Consider the following 13,659-nt stretch of genomic DNA (forward strand, 5'->3'; position numbering starts at 1 on the left):
CCACGGGAGGACACCATGGACTCGATGACACAGGCGGCCCTGGGCGCGGCGATCGGCGGCACCGTGCTGGGTGGCCGCCTGGGGCGCAAGGCCGTGCTGCTCGGCGCGGCACTGGGCACCCTGCCCGACCTGGACGTGGTGATCGACTACGGCGATGCGGTGGCCAACGTCACCCGGCACCGGGGCTTCAGCCATTCGCTGTTCGTGCTGGGCGGACTCGCCGCGGCGCTGACGCTGCTCGCCACACGCCTCGCCCCGGCCCGGGACATCGGCCTGCGCCGCTGGGCGGCCTTCTTCGGCCTCTGCCTGATGACCCATCCGCTGCTCGATGCCCTGACCACCTACGGCACCCAGCTGTGGTGGCCGCTGGACCTGCGGCCCGTGGCCTGGCCCATCGTCTTCATCATCGACCCGCTCTACTCGCTGCCGCTGCTGGTGGGCATCGCCGTGGCCCTGGCCACCGGCCGCCGTCGGGGGCCGGCCTGGGGGCTGGCGCTGTCCTGCGCCTACCTGGTCTTCGCCCTGGGCGCCAGGACCCTGGTCGAGTCGCGCCTCGCGCCGGTGCTGGCCGAGCGGGGGCTGGAGGAGGCACCCCGGCTGGTGCAGCCCACGCCCTTCAACACCCTGTTGTGGCGGGCCACCGTGGTGGAGGGCGACCACTACCACGAGGCCCTGATCGGCCTGTTCGATGGCGACCACCCTCCCGAACCGGAGACCTATGCCCGGGGCGCCGACCTGGCCCGCGTGGCGCTCGCCGCCCCGGCCGGACGGCGCCTCGCCTGGTTCGCCGGTCCCTTCCTGCGCTACGAGGTCGAGACGCAAGACGGCCGGGAGACCCTGGTGGCCACCGACCTGCGGCTGGGCTTCCCGGGCTTCCATCCCTTCCGCTACGCCCTCGCCCATCGCCAGGACGGCGCCTGGCAGCCCCTGGCACGTACCGTCCAGCTGCCGACGCCGCCAGGCGACGACCGAGCCGCCCTGGCCCGACTGGGCGCGCGCATCCTGTCGCCGGAGCCGATGCTCTGCACCAGCCACTTCGTGCCCCGGCAGTGGATCGTCAGCGCCCCGGGCCGGTGCTGAGGGTCAGGCGCGCCCTACACGCCGAGGGGGTGGCACGCTGGCCACCCCCTCGACGTTGCGGCGAACGGCGAGTCAGGCCAGGCGCTCGACCAGGCCGCCGATGGCGTGACGGGCCTCCGCGAGCGCGGCCTCGCGCTGGGACTCGCCCATGGCGAGCCCCTCGGCGAACACCACGTCCACCTCGCGGATCCCCATCAGGCCCAGCATGTGCTTGAGGTGCGGCGTCTGGCTGTCGAGTTCGCTGCCGGCGTACTGACCGCCCCGGGCCGCGAGAATCACCGCCCGCTTGCCCTCGACCAGCCCCTGCGGGCCGTTCTCGGTGTAGCGGAAGGTCTTGCCGGCGCGCATCACGCGGTCGAACCAGGCCTTCAGCTGGGAGGGGATGCCCAGGTTGTAGAGCGGCACCGCCAGCACCAGGACGTCGTGGGCCAGCAGCTCCTCGATCAGGCCGTCGGAGCGGGCCGCCAGCTCGCGCTGCGCGGCCGAGCGCTCCTCGGCCGGCAGTTGCCAGCTGGCGAGTTCCGGCTGGGTCAGATGCGGCAGGTCGTCGGCCACCAGGTCACGGCTGGTCACCTCGAGGCCGTCCACCCCGGCGGCCTCGGCCTGGAAGTGCTCGGCCAGGCTCAGGGAGTTGCCGGCGAGAATGGAAGAGGTCAGAACGAGGGCGCGGGTCATGGCGATCTCCTTACCGGGTTAACGAAGGAATGATCGCCATTATATGTTCGTTTTTATCGTTGATAAGCGCAAAATACTGCGCATTCCTTTCGATAAAAACGAATCAAGGCGCGATCCCCTGGCCACAGCCCCGATAGACCTCGTCGTTCAGGGCCAGCGTCACCCGCGCCGGCCAGGGCTGGCCGCTCATGTCGTCGAAGCAGGCCTTGGCCTCGATGCGCAGGGTGAAGGGGCGCGCCGCCTGGCCACTGGCCAGGATCACCCGTCCGGCGCCATTGTCCAGGGTGGTCACCCGGTACGGCAGGGTCACCTGGCGGTTGCCATAGTCCAGGGACATGTCGATCCGGGGCACGTCGTTGGCCAGCTGGATGCGCCAGCCCGGCTCGTTGCCCCGGCCGTGGAACATCACGCCGGGATGGCCGTCCCGGGTGAGGGTGTCCATGGCGATGTCCTGCCGGCAGTCCAACCGGCCCCGCTGGCTCTCGACCAGCGCCTCGTCGCCCTTCAGCCAGACACTCAGCTCGCCCTGCTGATAGCGGCTGCCACTGGCCACCACGGCCGGCTCGAGGCGCGCGGCGCCATGGGCGGACCACAGGCGCATCTCCTCCTCGACGACGGCGGTGACCAGATCCTGGGCCGGGGTGCAGCGCCAGCCGACCAGCCGGTTCGCCTCGCCGGGGAACAGCGACGAGGGCAGCAGCGGCGCCTTGGGGGCGGCCTCGCCCTCGGCACCGTCGTCGGACGCCGTCGGCGGCTCGGGAGCGGGCTCGGGCGCCGGCGCGTTCACGTAGGTGACACAGCCGGACAGCCCCAGCGCCATCAGCAACGGCAGGGCAATCAGCAGAGACGGGACACGCGGCATGGGGATGACTCCTTGTACGATGAGATTCCTCGGCGCGGCCGGTCCCTGTCGGCGATCCCCGACAGGGCGGATGCGGCCCGCCACAGAATAACAGCCGCCGGGCGGTTTCGCTCCGCCCGGCGGCTATCGTCATCGTGGCGTCACCGCTCAGCCGTGACGCTTACGCAGTATCCGTGCCGCCTCGACCATATTGGCCAGGGCCGGTTCCACCTCGGCCCAGCCGCGGGTCTTGAGGCCGCAGTCCGGGTTGACCCACAGCCGCTCCACGGCGATGCGCTCGGCGGCCTTGTCCATCAGGGCCACCATCCAGTCGACCTCGGGCAGGTTGGGCGAATGGATGTCGTAGACGCCCGGCCCGATCTCGTTGGGATAGTCGAAGTCGCGGAAGGCATCGAGCAGCTCCATGTCGGAGCGGGAGGTCTCGATGGTGATGACATCGGCGTCCAGGGCGGCGATGGCGGCGATGATGTCGTTGAACTCCGAGTAGCACATATGGGTGTGGATCTGGGTGGTGTCGTCGGCCACCGCGGCGGCGAGCCGGAAACAGTCCACGGCCCAGTCCAGATAGCCCTGCCACTCGGCGCTGCGCAGCGGCAGTCCCTCACGCAGCGCCGGCTCGTCGATCTGGATGGCGGTGATCCCCGCGGCCTCCAGGTCGGCCACCTCGTCGCGCAGCGCCAGGGCGATCTGCCGGCAGGTCGTCGCCCGGGGCTGGTCGTCGCGCACGAAGGACCACTGCAGGATGGTCACCGGCCCGGTGAGCATGCCCTTCATCGGCCGCTCGGTGAGCGACTGGGCGTAGCGGCTCCAGCGAACCGTCATCGGCGCCGGGCGCGCCACGTCGCCGAACAGGATCGGCGGCTTGACGCAGCGCGAGCCGTAGCTCTGCACCCAGCCGAAGCGGGTGAAGGCGAAGCCGTCGAGCCGCTCGCCGAAATACTCGACCATGTCGTTGCGCTCGGCCTCGCCGTGCACCAGCATGTCGAGCCCCAGCGCCTCCTGGCGGGCCACCGCCGCGGCGATCTCGGCCTCCATGCGCGCCTCGTAGTCGGCGCCGGAGAGCTCGCCGGCCTTGTGGGCGCGACGCGCCTGGCGGATCTCCGCGGTCTGCGGGAAGGAGCCGATGGTGGTGGTGGGAAACAGCGGCAGGTCGAGGTGACGCCGCTGCGCCCGGGCCCGCCGGTCGTAGGGACTGGCCCGCTCGCTGTCGGCGGCGGTCACCGCGGCCAGGCGCTCGGCCACCGCCGGACGGTGGATGCGCGGCGAGGCGCGCCGGGCGGCCAGCGCTTCGCCGGTCTCGGCCAGGCGGGCCTCGTCCCCGGCCGTCAGGCGGGCGTCCAGGGCCCGGCCCAGCAACACCGTCTCGTCGAGCTTCTGGCGGGCGAAGGCCAGCCAGCCCTTGAGTTCGGCATCGAGTTCGATCTCGGCGGTCAGATCCACCGGCACATGCAGCAGCGAGCAACTCGGCGCCAGCCACAGCCGCTCGCCCAGCCGAGCCGCCAGCGGCGCCAGCCATTCGCGCAGCGCGGGCAGGTCGGCCCGCCAGACGTTGCGCCCGTCGATCACCCCGAGCGACAGCACCTTGTGGGGCAGCAGCCGGTCGACCACGGCCTCGACCTGCTCGGGCGCGCGCACCGCGTCCAGGTGCAGGCCGTCCACGGGCAGGCCCACGGTCAGCGACAGGTTGTCGCCCAGGCCGCCGAAATAGGTCGACAGCAGCAGCTTGACCGGCGCCGCCTGGAGGCGGTGATAGGCCCGCTCGTAGGCCTGCTGCCAGGCCAGGGGCAGGTCCTGTACCAGCGCCGGCTCGTCGAGCTGCACCCAGCTCACGCCCTGGTCGGCCAGCCGCGCGAGCACCTGGCCGTAGACCTCGAGCACCTCGTCGAGCAGGCTCAGGCGGTCGAAGGTCTCGGCCGCCTCGCCGCGGGCCTTGCCCAGCCACAGCCAGGTCAGCGGGCCGGTCAGCGCCACCTTGACCGCGTGGCCGTCGGCCTTCGCCTCCTCGACCTCGTCGAACAGCCGCGAGCTGGCCAGGCGGAAGCGCTGGCCCGGGTGCAGTTCGGGGACCAGGTAGTGGTAGTTGGTATCGAAGTACTTGGTCATCTCGCAGGCCGCGGCGGGCTCGCCACTGGGCGCCCGGCCCCGCGCCATGCGGAAGGCGGTGTCCAGGTCCACCTCGCCGCGGGCCAGCTCGTCCCCGGCGCCGAAGCGGTCGGGCACCGCCCCGAGCAGGAGGGAGACATTGAGCACCTGATCATAGAAGGCGAAGTCGCCTACGGTGACGAGGTCCAGGCCGGCCTCGCGCTGCGCCGCCCAGTGGCGATGGCGCAGCTCGCGTCCCGCGGCTTCCAGGGCCTCGCGATCGCGCTCGCCCTTCCAGTAGGCCTCGGTGGCCTTCTTCAGCTCGCGGTCGGCGCCGATGCGCGGATACCCGAGCACATGAGCCAATATCATGATAAAACCCTGTCTTCATGAATGATGCTACACAGTCTCGCTAGCCACCGTTCCTGAATCAAACTAAACTTATTAATCTTCAACATGAACAAAGCTCAGGATCATGCTCGAACTCCGTCACCTCCGCACCCTGGTCGCCCTGCGCGACGCCGGCTCCCTGGTGGAAGCCGCCGAACGGGTGCACCTGACCCAGTCCGCCCTCTCCCACCAGATCAAGGACCTGGAGGAGCGGCTGGGCAGCCCGCTGTTCCTGCGCAAGACCCGTCCGGTGGAGTTCACCCGGGCCGGCCTGCGCCTGCTGACGCTGGCCGAGCAGATCCTGCCCCAGGTGCGCATGGCCGAGCGCGACCTGGCGCGGCTGGCCGGCAACGAGCAGGGCCGGCTGCACATGGCCATCGAGTGCCACAGCTGCTTCCAGTGGCTGATGCCCACCGTGGATCACTTCCGCAACCACTGGCCGGAAGTGGAGATCGACATCCCCGGCGGCCACCACTTCGAGCCGCTGCCCGCCCTGGCCCGGGAACAGCTCGACCTGGTGATCACCGCCGACCCCCAGCCGTTGCCCGGGGTGCACTACGAGCCGCTGTTCCGCTACGAGGGACTGCTCGCCGTGGCCCGCCAGCACCCCCTGGCCGGCCGGCCCTTCGTGGTGCCCGCCGACCTGGCCGAGGAGACCCTGATCACCTATCCGGTGGAGCATGCGCGGCTGGATGTCTTCACCCAGTTCCTCGAGCCGGCCGGGGTCAGGCCCAAGGAGGTGCGCACCGCCGAGCTGACCATCATGATGATGCAGCTGGTGGCCAGCGGACGCGGCGTCTGCGCCCTGCCCAACTGGGCCTTGACCGAGTACCTCGAGCGGGACTACGTGAAGGCGGTGCCGCTGGGGGAGCCGGGGGTCTGGAGCACGCTGTTCGCGGCGATCCGCGAGGAGACCCGCGAGGCCCCCTGGATGGAGGACTTCCTGCGCACCGCCCGGGAGACCTCCTTCGCGGTGCTGGAGGGGATCAAGCCGGCCTGACCCGGGCTCAGGCGTCCGGGTGGGGATCGCGCTGGGGCAGCAGCAGCGTGAAGCGAGCGCCGCCAAGCGTGGGGCTGGCATCCACCATGACGCTGCCGCCATGCCAGGCCATGACCTTCTGCACGATGGACAGCCCCAGGCCATAGCCGCCGGAGCGCCGGGCGCGGCTGTCGTCGAGCCGGGCGAAGGGCTTGAAGATCTCGCTGCGCGCCGCCGCCGGCACGCCGGGGCCGTCATCCTCCACGTCGATCCGCACCAGCCGCGGCTCGCCGTGGACCCGGATCATCACCCGGGACTGGGCATGGCGGCAGGCATTGGCCACCAGGTTCTGCAGGGCCCGCTGCAGGTAGCGGGGCTCCACCGCGGCCTCCACCTCGTCTCCCGGGGTCAGGGTGATGACCAGCTGGCCATGCAGCGGACGCAACGCCTCGATGACCCGTTCCGCCATCACCCGACACTCCACCGGTGTGGTCTTCAGCTCGGCCCCGTTGGCCGCCTCGCTGCCGAGGCGCGCATAGGTGAGGATCTCGTCGACCAGGTCGTCCAGCTCGGCGATATCGGTATCCACCCCCTGCAGCTGGCGGCGCACCGCCGGGTCGTCGGTCATGTCCTCGACCATCTGCACCGCGAAGCGGATGCGCGCCACCGGCGTGCGCAGCTCGTGGGAGACCGCCCGGATCATGTCCTGCTGGGCACGCAGCAGCGACTGCACCTGGGCCGCCATGCCGTTGAGGGCCATGCCCAGGCGTCCCACGAAGTCGCTGCCCTCGACCTTGACCCGGGTATCCAGGCGACCCGCGGCGATCCGCGTGGCGGCGAGCTCGAGCCGTGACATGTGCGCCTCGACGCTGCGCACGATCAGGTAGATGATCACCGCCAGCACGCCGAGCAGCATCATCAACAGCAGCAGCAGCAGCGAGGCGGGCAGCGGCTCGAAGGCATGGAGGGGGCCCACCTCCACCCACTGCATGTCGCCGTTCTCGTCCGACAGGCGCAGGTACAGCGACATCGCCCAGCGCTGCGGCAGCAAGCGCACCACCACCTCGGTATCCCCCAGCTCGGCGAGCCGGGTAGACGCGAGGCCCTCGGGCGGGGTATCGGAGAGATGCAGCTGGATCGCCGCGCTCTGCAGCATCGCGAGCTTGTCCCGGCGCTGGGCCGGCTCGGTGGCCAGCAACCAGTCGCCGAGCAGTTCGGCCAGCTCCACCAGCTGGTGCTCGGTCAGGCTGGCCAGCTCGACCCGCAGCAGGCGGGGCTCCCCGGGCAGCTTGCGTTGCAGCAGCCAGCCCTGGGCCTCCGTCTGGTGCGCCAGGGTATGGCCGGCCTCGAGGCGCGCTCCCGCGAAGTAGCCGACGGGAACGTCGCCCAGGTCGTGGAGGGTCATGGAGATCTCGAGCCGCTCGCCGAGGCGCACCAGCCAGGCCCCTCGCTCTTCGGAAGGCAGGGCCGACAGCTGGGCGGTGAACAGCGTCATCGGCGCGTCGGCCAGCTGCTCCTGGTAGTGCTGGCGGCGCACCTTGTCGACCACGGTGATGGCCAGCAGCGCCAGGGCGAAGATCATCACCAGCGCCAGTGCCATGAGGACATAGACCCGCAGGAAGGTGCTGTCGGCCAGGGCCCTTGGCAGAAGGCGGGAAGGCATCAGATGTCCTTGACGAACAGATAGCCCTTGCTGCGCACCGTCTTGATCCGCTGCGGCTGGTTGGGATCGTCACCGATCTTGGGACGGATGCGCGAGACGCGGACGTCGATGGAGCGGTCCTGGCCGTCGTACCTGATGCCGCGCAGCTGAGAGAAGATCTCCTCGCGGGTCAGCACCCGGCCGGCGTTGCAGGCCAGCAGCCACAGCAGGTCGAACTCGGCACTGGTCAGGTCGATGCGCTCGCCGGCCAGGAAGGCCTCGCGGGTCGAGTTGTCGATCTCCAGCTCGCCGAAGCTCAGACGCGACTCCTCGCTCGCGGCACTCGGCTCGCGGCGGCGCAACAGGGCGCGCATGCGCGCCAGCAGCACCCGCGGCTGGACCGGTTTGGGCACATAGTCGTCGGCGCCCATCTCGAGGCCCAGCACCTGATCCATGTCATCGGTGCGGGCGGTCAGCATCAGGATCGGACCGGGGTAGTCCGAGCGCACCCGGCGGCAGATCGACAGGCCGTCCTCGCCGGGCAGCATCAGGTCCAGGATCACCAGGTCCGGCTGCAGGGTGAGGATCCGCTCGACGCCATGGGCGCCATCGGCTTCCAGGGTCACCCGGAAGCCATTGGCCTCCAGGTAGTCGCGGGTCAGCTCGGCCAGCCGCTCATCGTCCTCGATGATCAGCACATGATCCTGCTCGTGGGGGTCAACGCTGTCGTCCATTCTTCTTTGCCTACCTCGACGGGCCGTTGGTCAGGGACGCCGGCACGCTGTACGACCGGCTTGTTGCTCAAGGATACCCGACAACCCCCCGCTTCGCTCACCCGTCCCCCTGCTGCAATGCAGTGAAAGGCCCAACCATGCGGGCTGGCGGGAAGGTCAAAATCGCCCCCCGGAAGGACACAGCTCATCCACAAGTTATCCACTTGATGACCGGGCAAAAGCACACTATCTTGTGCTCGACCTCGGCGAGGACACCACATCCTGTGCCATAGCAACCACTCTCATAGCTGTCAACCGTCGCCGTCCGGCGGCCTTCGACCACCCGACACACCAAGGTAGGGAACCCCGGCGCCATGGATACCACCGCTACTCCGGACCGTCCGTCCGTCTCCGTTACCGCACCGCAGACCCTGCGTGTCATCAAGCGCACCGGCGATGTGGTGCCCTTCGATGCCGGCAAGATCGCCGTTGCCCTGAGCAAGGCCTTCATCGCCGTGGAGGGCGACAACGCCGCCACCTCGTCGCGCGTGCGCGACTTCGTGCAGCGCGCCTCCGAGGGCATCGCCCAGGCCTTCCAGCGTCGCATGTCCGACGGGGGCACCGTCCACATCGAGGACATCCAGGACCAGGTCGAACTGGCGCTGATGCGCGCCGGCGAGCAGAAGGTGGCCCGCGCCTACGTGCTCTACCGCGAGGAGCACGCCCGCGCCCGCGCCGAGGCCGGCGGCGACATCGAGAAGCCGCACCCGACCCTCAACGTCACCGCCGTCGACGGCAGCACCCGCCCGCTGGACCTGGGCCGGGTCGAGACCCTGGTCTTCGACGCCTGCGAGGGCCTGGCCAACGTCGAGCCGGGCAAGATCGTCGACGACTCCCTGAAGAACCTCTACGACGGCGTGACGGTGGACGGCGTCTCCCAGGCGCTGATGATGACCGCGCGCACCCTGGTGGAGAAGGACCCCAACTACACCTACGTCACCGCCCGTCTGCTGCAGGACAACCTGCGCCGCGAGGCGCTGTCGTTCCTGGGCATCGCCGACGAGGCGACCTACCAGGAGATGGCCGACTACTACAAGCCGGCCTTCCAGGCCTACATCGAGAAGGGCATCGAGTTCGAGCAGCTCGACCCGCGACTGGCCGAGTTCGACCTCGAGCGCCTGGGCGATGCCCTGGATCACACCCGCGACGCCCAGTTCACCTACCTGGGCCTGCAGACCCTCTACGACCGTTACTTCATCCACCGCGACGAGGTGCGCTACGAGCTGCCCCAGGTGATGTTCATGCGCGTCGCCATGGGCCTGGCGCTCAACGAGGACGACCGCGAGGCGCGGGCCATCGAGTTCTACGAGCTGCTCTCCAGCTTCGACTACATGGCCTCCACCCCGACCCTGTTCAACTCGGGCACGGTGCGCAGCCAGCTCTCCTCCTGCTACCTCACCACCGTCCCGGATGACCTGGACAGCATCTACAGCGCCATCCGCGACAACGCCCTGCTCTCCAAGTGGGCCGGCGGCCTGGGCAACGACTGGACGCCGGTGCGTGCGCTGGGCTCCTACATCAAGGGCACCAACGGCAAGTCCCAGGGCGTGGTCCCCTTCCTCAAGGTGGTCAACGACACCGCCGTGGCGGTCAACCAGGGCGGCAAGCGCAAGGGCGCCGTCTGCGCCTATCTGGAAAGCTGGCACCTCGACATCGAGGAGTTCCTCGAGCTGCGCAAGAACACCGGTGACGACCGTCGCCGCACCCACGACATGAACACCGCCAACTGGGTGCCGGACCTGTTCATGAAGCGGGTCTTCGACGACCAGGACTGGACCCTGTTCTCGCCGGCCACCTGCCCGGACCTCCACGACCTGTACGGCGCCGCCTTCGAGAAGCGCTATCAGGAATACGAGGAGATGACCCGAAGCGGCCAGCTCAAGCTGTTCAAGCGCGTCAAGGCCAAGGACCTGTGGCGCAAGATGCTGTCGATGCTGTTCGAGACCGGCCACCCCTGGATCACCTTCAAGGATCCGTGCAACCTGCGCAGCCCGCAGCAGCACGCCGGCGTGGTCCACAGCTCCAACCTGTGCACCGAGATCACCCTGAACACTTCGCCCGACGAGATCGCGGTGTGCAACCTGGGGTCCGTCAACCTGGCCCAGCACGTCACCGACGGTGAGTTCGACGGCGACAAGCTCAGGAAGACCGTGCGTACCGCCGTGCGCATGCTCGACAACGTCATCGACATCAACTATTACGCGGTGCCCCAGGCGGAGCGCTCCAACTTCAAGCATCGCCCGGTGGGGCTGGGCATCATGGGCTTCCAGGACGCCCTCTACGCCCAGGATATCGCCTACGCCTCCGAGGGAGCCGTGAGCTTCGCCGACCGCTCCATGGAGCTGGTCAGCTACCACGCCATCGAGGCTTCCGCGGACCTCGCCGCCGAGCGCGGTCGCTACCAGAGCTTCGAGGGCTCGCTGTGGGACCAGGGCGTGCTGCCCATCGATTCCATCGAGAAGCTGAAGCAGGAGCGCGGCGAGAAGTACATCGAGGTCGACACCTCCGCGACCCAGGACTGGGAGCGCATCCGCGAGAAGATCGCCGCCCAGGGCATGCGCAACTCCAACGTCATGGCCATCGCCCCGACGGCGACCATCTCCAACATCTGCGGCGTCTCGCAGTCGATCGAGCCGACCTACCAGAACCTGTTCGTCAAGTCGAACCTGTCGGGCGAGTTCACCGTGGTCAATGCCTACATGGTCAACGACCTCAAGGACCGCGGCCTGTGGGACGAGGTCATGATCAACGACCTCAAGTACTACGACGGCAGCGTCCAGCCCATCGACCGTATCCCGGCCGACCTCAAGGCCAAGTACGCCACCGCCTTCGAGATGGAGCCCAAGTGGCTGGTGGAGGCCGCGGCTCGTCGCCAGAAATGGATCGACCAGGCGCAGTCGCTGAACCTCTACATCAAGGGCGTCTCCGGCAAGAAGCTGGACGTGACCTATCGCATGGCCTGGTTCCGCGGCCTCAAGACCACCTACTACCTGCGCGCCCTGGGCGCCACCTCGGTGGAGAAATCCACCGTGGACCGCGGCAACCTCAACGCCGTCAGCAACGCCTCGCCCGGCGCGGGCCCGGCCCCCTCCGCCGCCCCGGAGCCGAAGCCGGAGCCCTCAGCGCATGGAGAGCCCAAGGGCATCGACGACTTCCTGCAGGGCAAGGGCGGCAGCGGCTCCCGGGCGCCCTCGGCGGGCGACATGGACGAGCTGGGCTGCGAGGCCTGCCAGTAACGGCGCTCCGCGCCGGCCCCGGGCTTCGGGCAACGAGCTGCCCGGGGCCCGCACAGTTTAGCTACCGGTGTCATGCGTTGACGCCACCAGCAACAGGACAGGACGACTCATGATCGATTGGAACGAGTTCCACGAAGACGATACCGCGGTCGCCGACCAGCCGGCCGAGGCCCCCCAGCCGGCACCGCAGCCCGCCGCGCCCAAGGCCGAGGCGCCCGCCGCCGAGGTCCGCGACAGCGCCGGCGCCTACCAGGTCGCCGACCAGGACCGCGTGGCCCGCGCCAAGCAGTCCCTCGAGGAGCTCGACGTGGCCGCCGGCCTCGAAGAGCTGGAAGTGGGGGCGGCGCGCATCGACGTCGACGACAAGCGCATGATCAACGCCCGCGCCGACCTCAACCAGCTGGTGCCCTTCAAGTACGAGTGGGCCTGGCAGAAGTACCTGGACGGCAGCGCCAACCACTGGATGCCCCAGGAAGTGAACATGAACGCCGACATCGCGCTGTGGAAGAGCGCGGACGGCCTCACCGGAGACGAGCGCCGCATCGTCGAGCGCAGCCTGGGCTACTTCTCCACCGCCGACTCGCTGGTGGCCAACAACCTGGTGCTGGCAGTCTACCGCTTGATCACCAACCCCGAGTGCCGCCAGTACCTGCTGCGCCAGGCCTTCGAGGAGGCGATCCACACCCACGCCTACCAGTACTGCGTGGAATCGCTGGGCATGGACGAGGGCGAGGTCTTCAACATGTACCGCGAGGTGCCCTCGGTGTCGGCCAAGTCCGCCTGGAGCCTCAAGCACACCCAGTCGCTGGCGCGCCCGGACTTCCACACCGGCACCCCGGAGACCGACCAGGAGCTGCTGCGCAACCTGATCGCCTTCTACTGCGTCACCGAAGGCATCTTCTTCTACTGCGGCTTCAGCCAGATCCTGTCCATGGGCCGGCGCAACAAGATGACCGGCGTCGCCGAGCAGTTCCAGTACATCCTGCGCGACGAGTCGATGCACCTGAACTTCGGCGTCGACATGATCAACCAGATCAAGATCGAGAACCCGCACCTGTGGACGCCGGAATTCCAGGACGAGGTCACCCAGATGATCCTCGAGGGTACCGAGCTCGAGATCGCCTACGCCCGGGACACCATGCCCCGTGGCGTGCTGGGCATGAACGCGGCGATCATGGAGGAGTACCTGCACTTCATCTGCAACCGCCGCCTGGCGCAGATCGGCCTCAAGGAGCAGTTCCCGGGCGCCGAGAACCCCTTCCCGTGGATGAGCGAGATCATCGACCTGCGCAAGGAGAAGAACTTCTTCGAGACCCGCGTCACCGAGTACCAGGTGGGTGGCGCACTGAGCTGGGATTGATCATGACGACACGCGGAGGCCTTGGCATGATGACACCGGCGAATCGATACCGCGTTCCCCGGGAGCCTGTCGTCGGGCACGTCCAGTGGCCTCGCGCAGCCGGAAGCCGGGCTCACGCCGGCCGGCTTCCATTCCGATGATAACGCCTCGTCCGGTTCCGCCGGGCGGGGCGTTTTTCATGGTTCCGGGCAGCCGCACCGCCCGGGCGACGCCTGGTCCCAGGCGACACAATGGAGGGCAATCCGATGCATGCAACCCAACGCACCACCCATCGCGACCCCCGGGCATGGCAATCGGCCCTGGACCGCGCCCTGGCGGCCCATGGCGGCGGGGTCGCCCTGGCCCACTATCCCCATGTGGCCAACGCCTTTCCCTCGTCGTCCCCCAATCCCTATACCCGGGAGCATCCGTTGCTCGACTACCGCGAGTTGAAGGCCTGGGCGACCCGCCGAGGCTGGCACGTGCGCCCGGCACCGGAGCAGGCATCCGGGGAGGAGCGCTATCGCCCGCCGGTGCGCTTCACCCGCCAGCCCCCCGGGGGCCGGCAGCGCCCACACTGAGCCGATAGCCGTGGACCGCA

General features: G+C 69.1%; 10 protein-coding genes. 5 read left to right on the forward strand and 5 right to left on the reverse strand.

Going from position 1 to position 13,659, the window contains the following annotated elements:
* Positions 1-15: 15 nt before the first annotated feature.
* A complete protein-coding gene (locus OCT48_RS17295) occupies positions 16-1,080 on the forward strand; it encodes a metal-dependent hydrolase (RefSeq protein WP_263590375.1) in 1,065 nt (354 codons plus the stop codon).
* Between the two features lie 72 nt (positions 1,081-1,152).
* Here OCT48_RS17295 and OCT48_RS17300 read toward each other — a convergent pair whose 3' ends face one another.
* The 3 genes from OCT48_RS17300 to metE form a co-directional block, all read right to left on the reverse strand.
* On the reverse strand, positions 1,153-1,755 hold the full coding sequence (locus OCT48_RS17300; RefSeq protein ID WP_263590376.1) for an FMN-dependent NADH-azoreductase: 603 nt from the start codon (positions 1,753-1,755) through the stop codon (positions 1,153-1,155).
* Positions 1,756-1,858: 103 nt separating this feature from the next.
* A complete protein-coding gene (locus OCT48_RS17305) occupies positions 1,859-2,617 on the reverse strand; it encodes a COG3650 family protein (RefSeq protein WP_263590377.1) in 759 nt (252 codons plus the stop codon).
* 147 nt (positions 2,618-2,764) lie between these two features.
* A complete protein-coding gene (metE, locus tag OCT48_RS17310) occupies positions 2,765-5,071 on the reverse strand; it encodes a 5-methyltetrahydropteroyltriglutamate--homocysteine S-methyltransferase (protein ID WP_263590378.1) in 2,307 nt (768 codons plus the stop codon).
* Between the two features lie 103 nt (positions 5,072-5,174).
* Here metE and OCT48_RS17315 point away from each other — a divergent pair, with 103 nt between their 5' ends.
* Positions 5,175-6,089: a LysR family transcriptional regulator gene (locus tag OCT48_RS17315; RefSeq protein WP_263590379.1), complete on the forward strand. Its 915-nt coding sequence runs from the start codon at positions 5,175-5,177 to the stop codon at positions 6,087-6,089.
* A gap of 7 nt (positions 6,090-6,096) precedes the next feature.
* Here the strand turns inward: OCT48_RS17315 and OCT48_RS17320 are convergent, their stop codons facing one another.
* Both OCT48_RS17320 and OCT48_RS17325 read right to left on the reverse strand, forming a co-directional pair.
* Entirely contained in the window at positions 6,097-7,731 is a 1,635-nt protein-coding gene (locus OCT48_RS17320; protein ID WP_263590380.1) for an ATP-binding protein, read from the reverse strand.
* On the reverse strand, positions 7,731-8,444 hold the full coding sequence (locus OCT48_RS17325; protein ID WP_263590381.1) for a winged helix-turn-helix domain-containing protein: 714 nt from the start codon (positions 8,442-8,444) through the stop codon (positions 7,731-7,733). The genes OCT48_RS17320 and OCT48_RS17325 overlap by 1 nt, the downstream gene beginning before the upstream one ends.
* Before the next feature lie 353 nt (positions 8,445-8,797).
* On the opposite strand from OCT48_RS17325, the gene OCT48_RS17330 reads away from it, so the two are divergent.
* From OCT48_RS17330 to OCT48_RS17340, 3 genes are all read left to right on the forward strand, one after another.
* A complete protein-coding gene (locus OCT48_RS17330) occupies positions 8,798-11,719 on the forward strand; it encodes a ribonucleoside-diphosphate reductase subunit alpha (RefSeq protein WP_263590382.1) in 2,922 nt (973 codons plus the stop codon).
* Positions 11,720-11,828: 109 nt separating this feature from the next.
* Positions 11,829-13,079: a ribonucleotide-diphosphate reductase subunit beta gene (locus tag OCT48_RS17335; protein ID WP_263590383.1), complete on the forward strand. Its 1,251-nt coding sequence runs from the start codon at positions 11,829-11,831 to the stop codon at positions 13,077-13,079.
* Between the two features lie 245 nt (positions 13,080-13,324).
* On the forward strand, positions 13,325-13,639 hold the full coding sequence (locus tag OCT48_RS17340) for a hypothetical protein (RefSeq protein ID WP_263590384.1): 315 nt from the start codon (positions 13,325-13,327) through the stop codon (positions 13,637-13,639).
* The last annotated feature ends 20 nt before the right edge of the window (positions 13,640-13,659 follow it).

The sequence above is a fragment of the Halomonas sp. M4R1S46 genome, assembly GCF_025725685.1.
Taxonomy (GTDB): Bacteria; Pseudomonadota; Gammaproteobacteria; order Pseudomonadales; family Halomonadaceae; genus Halomonas.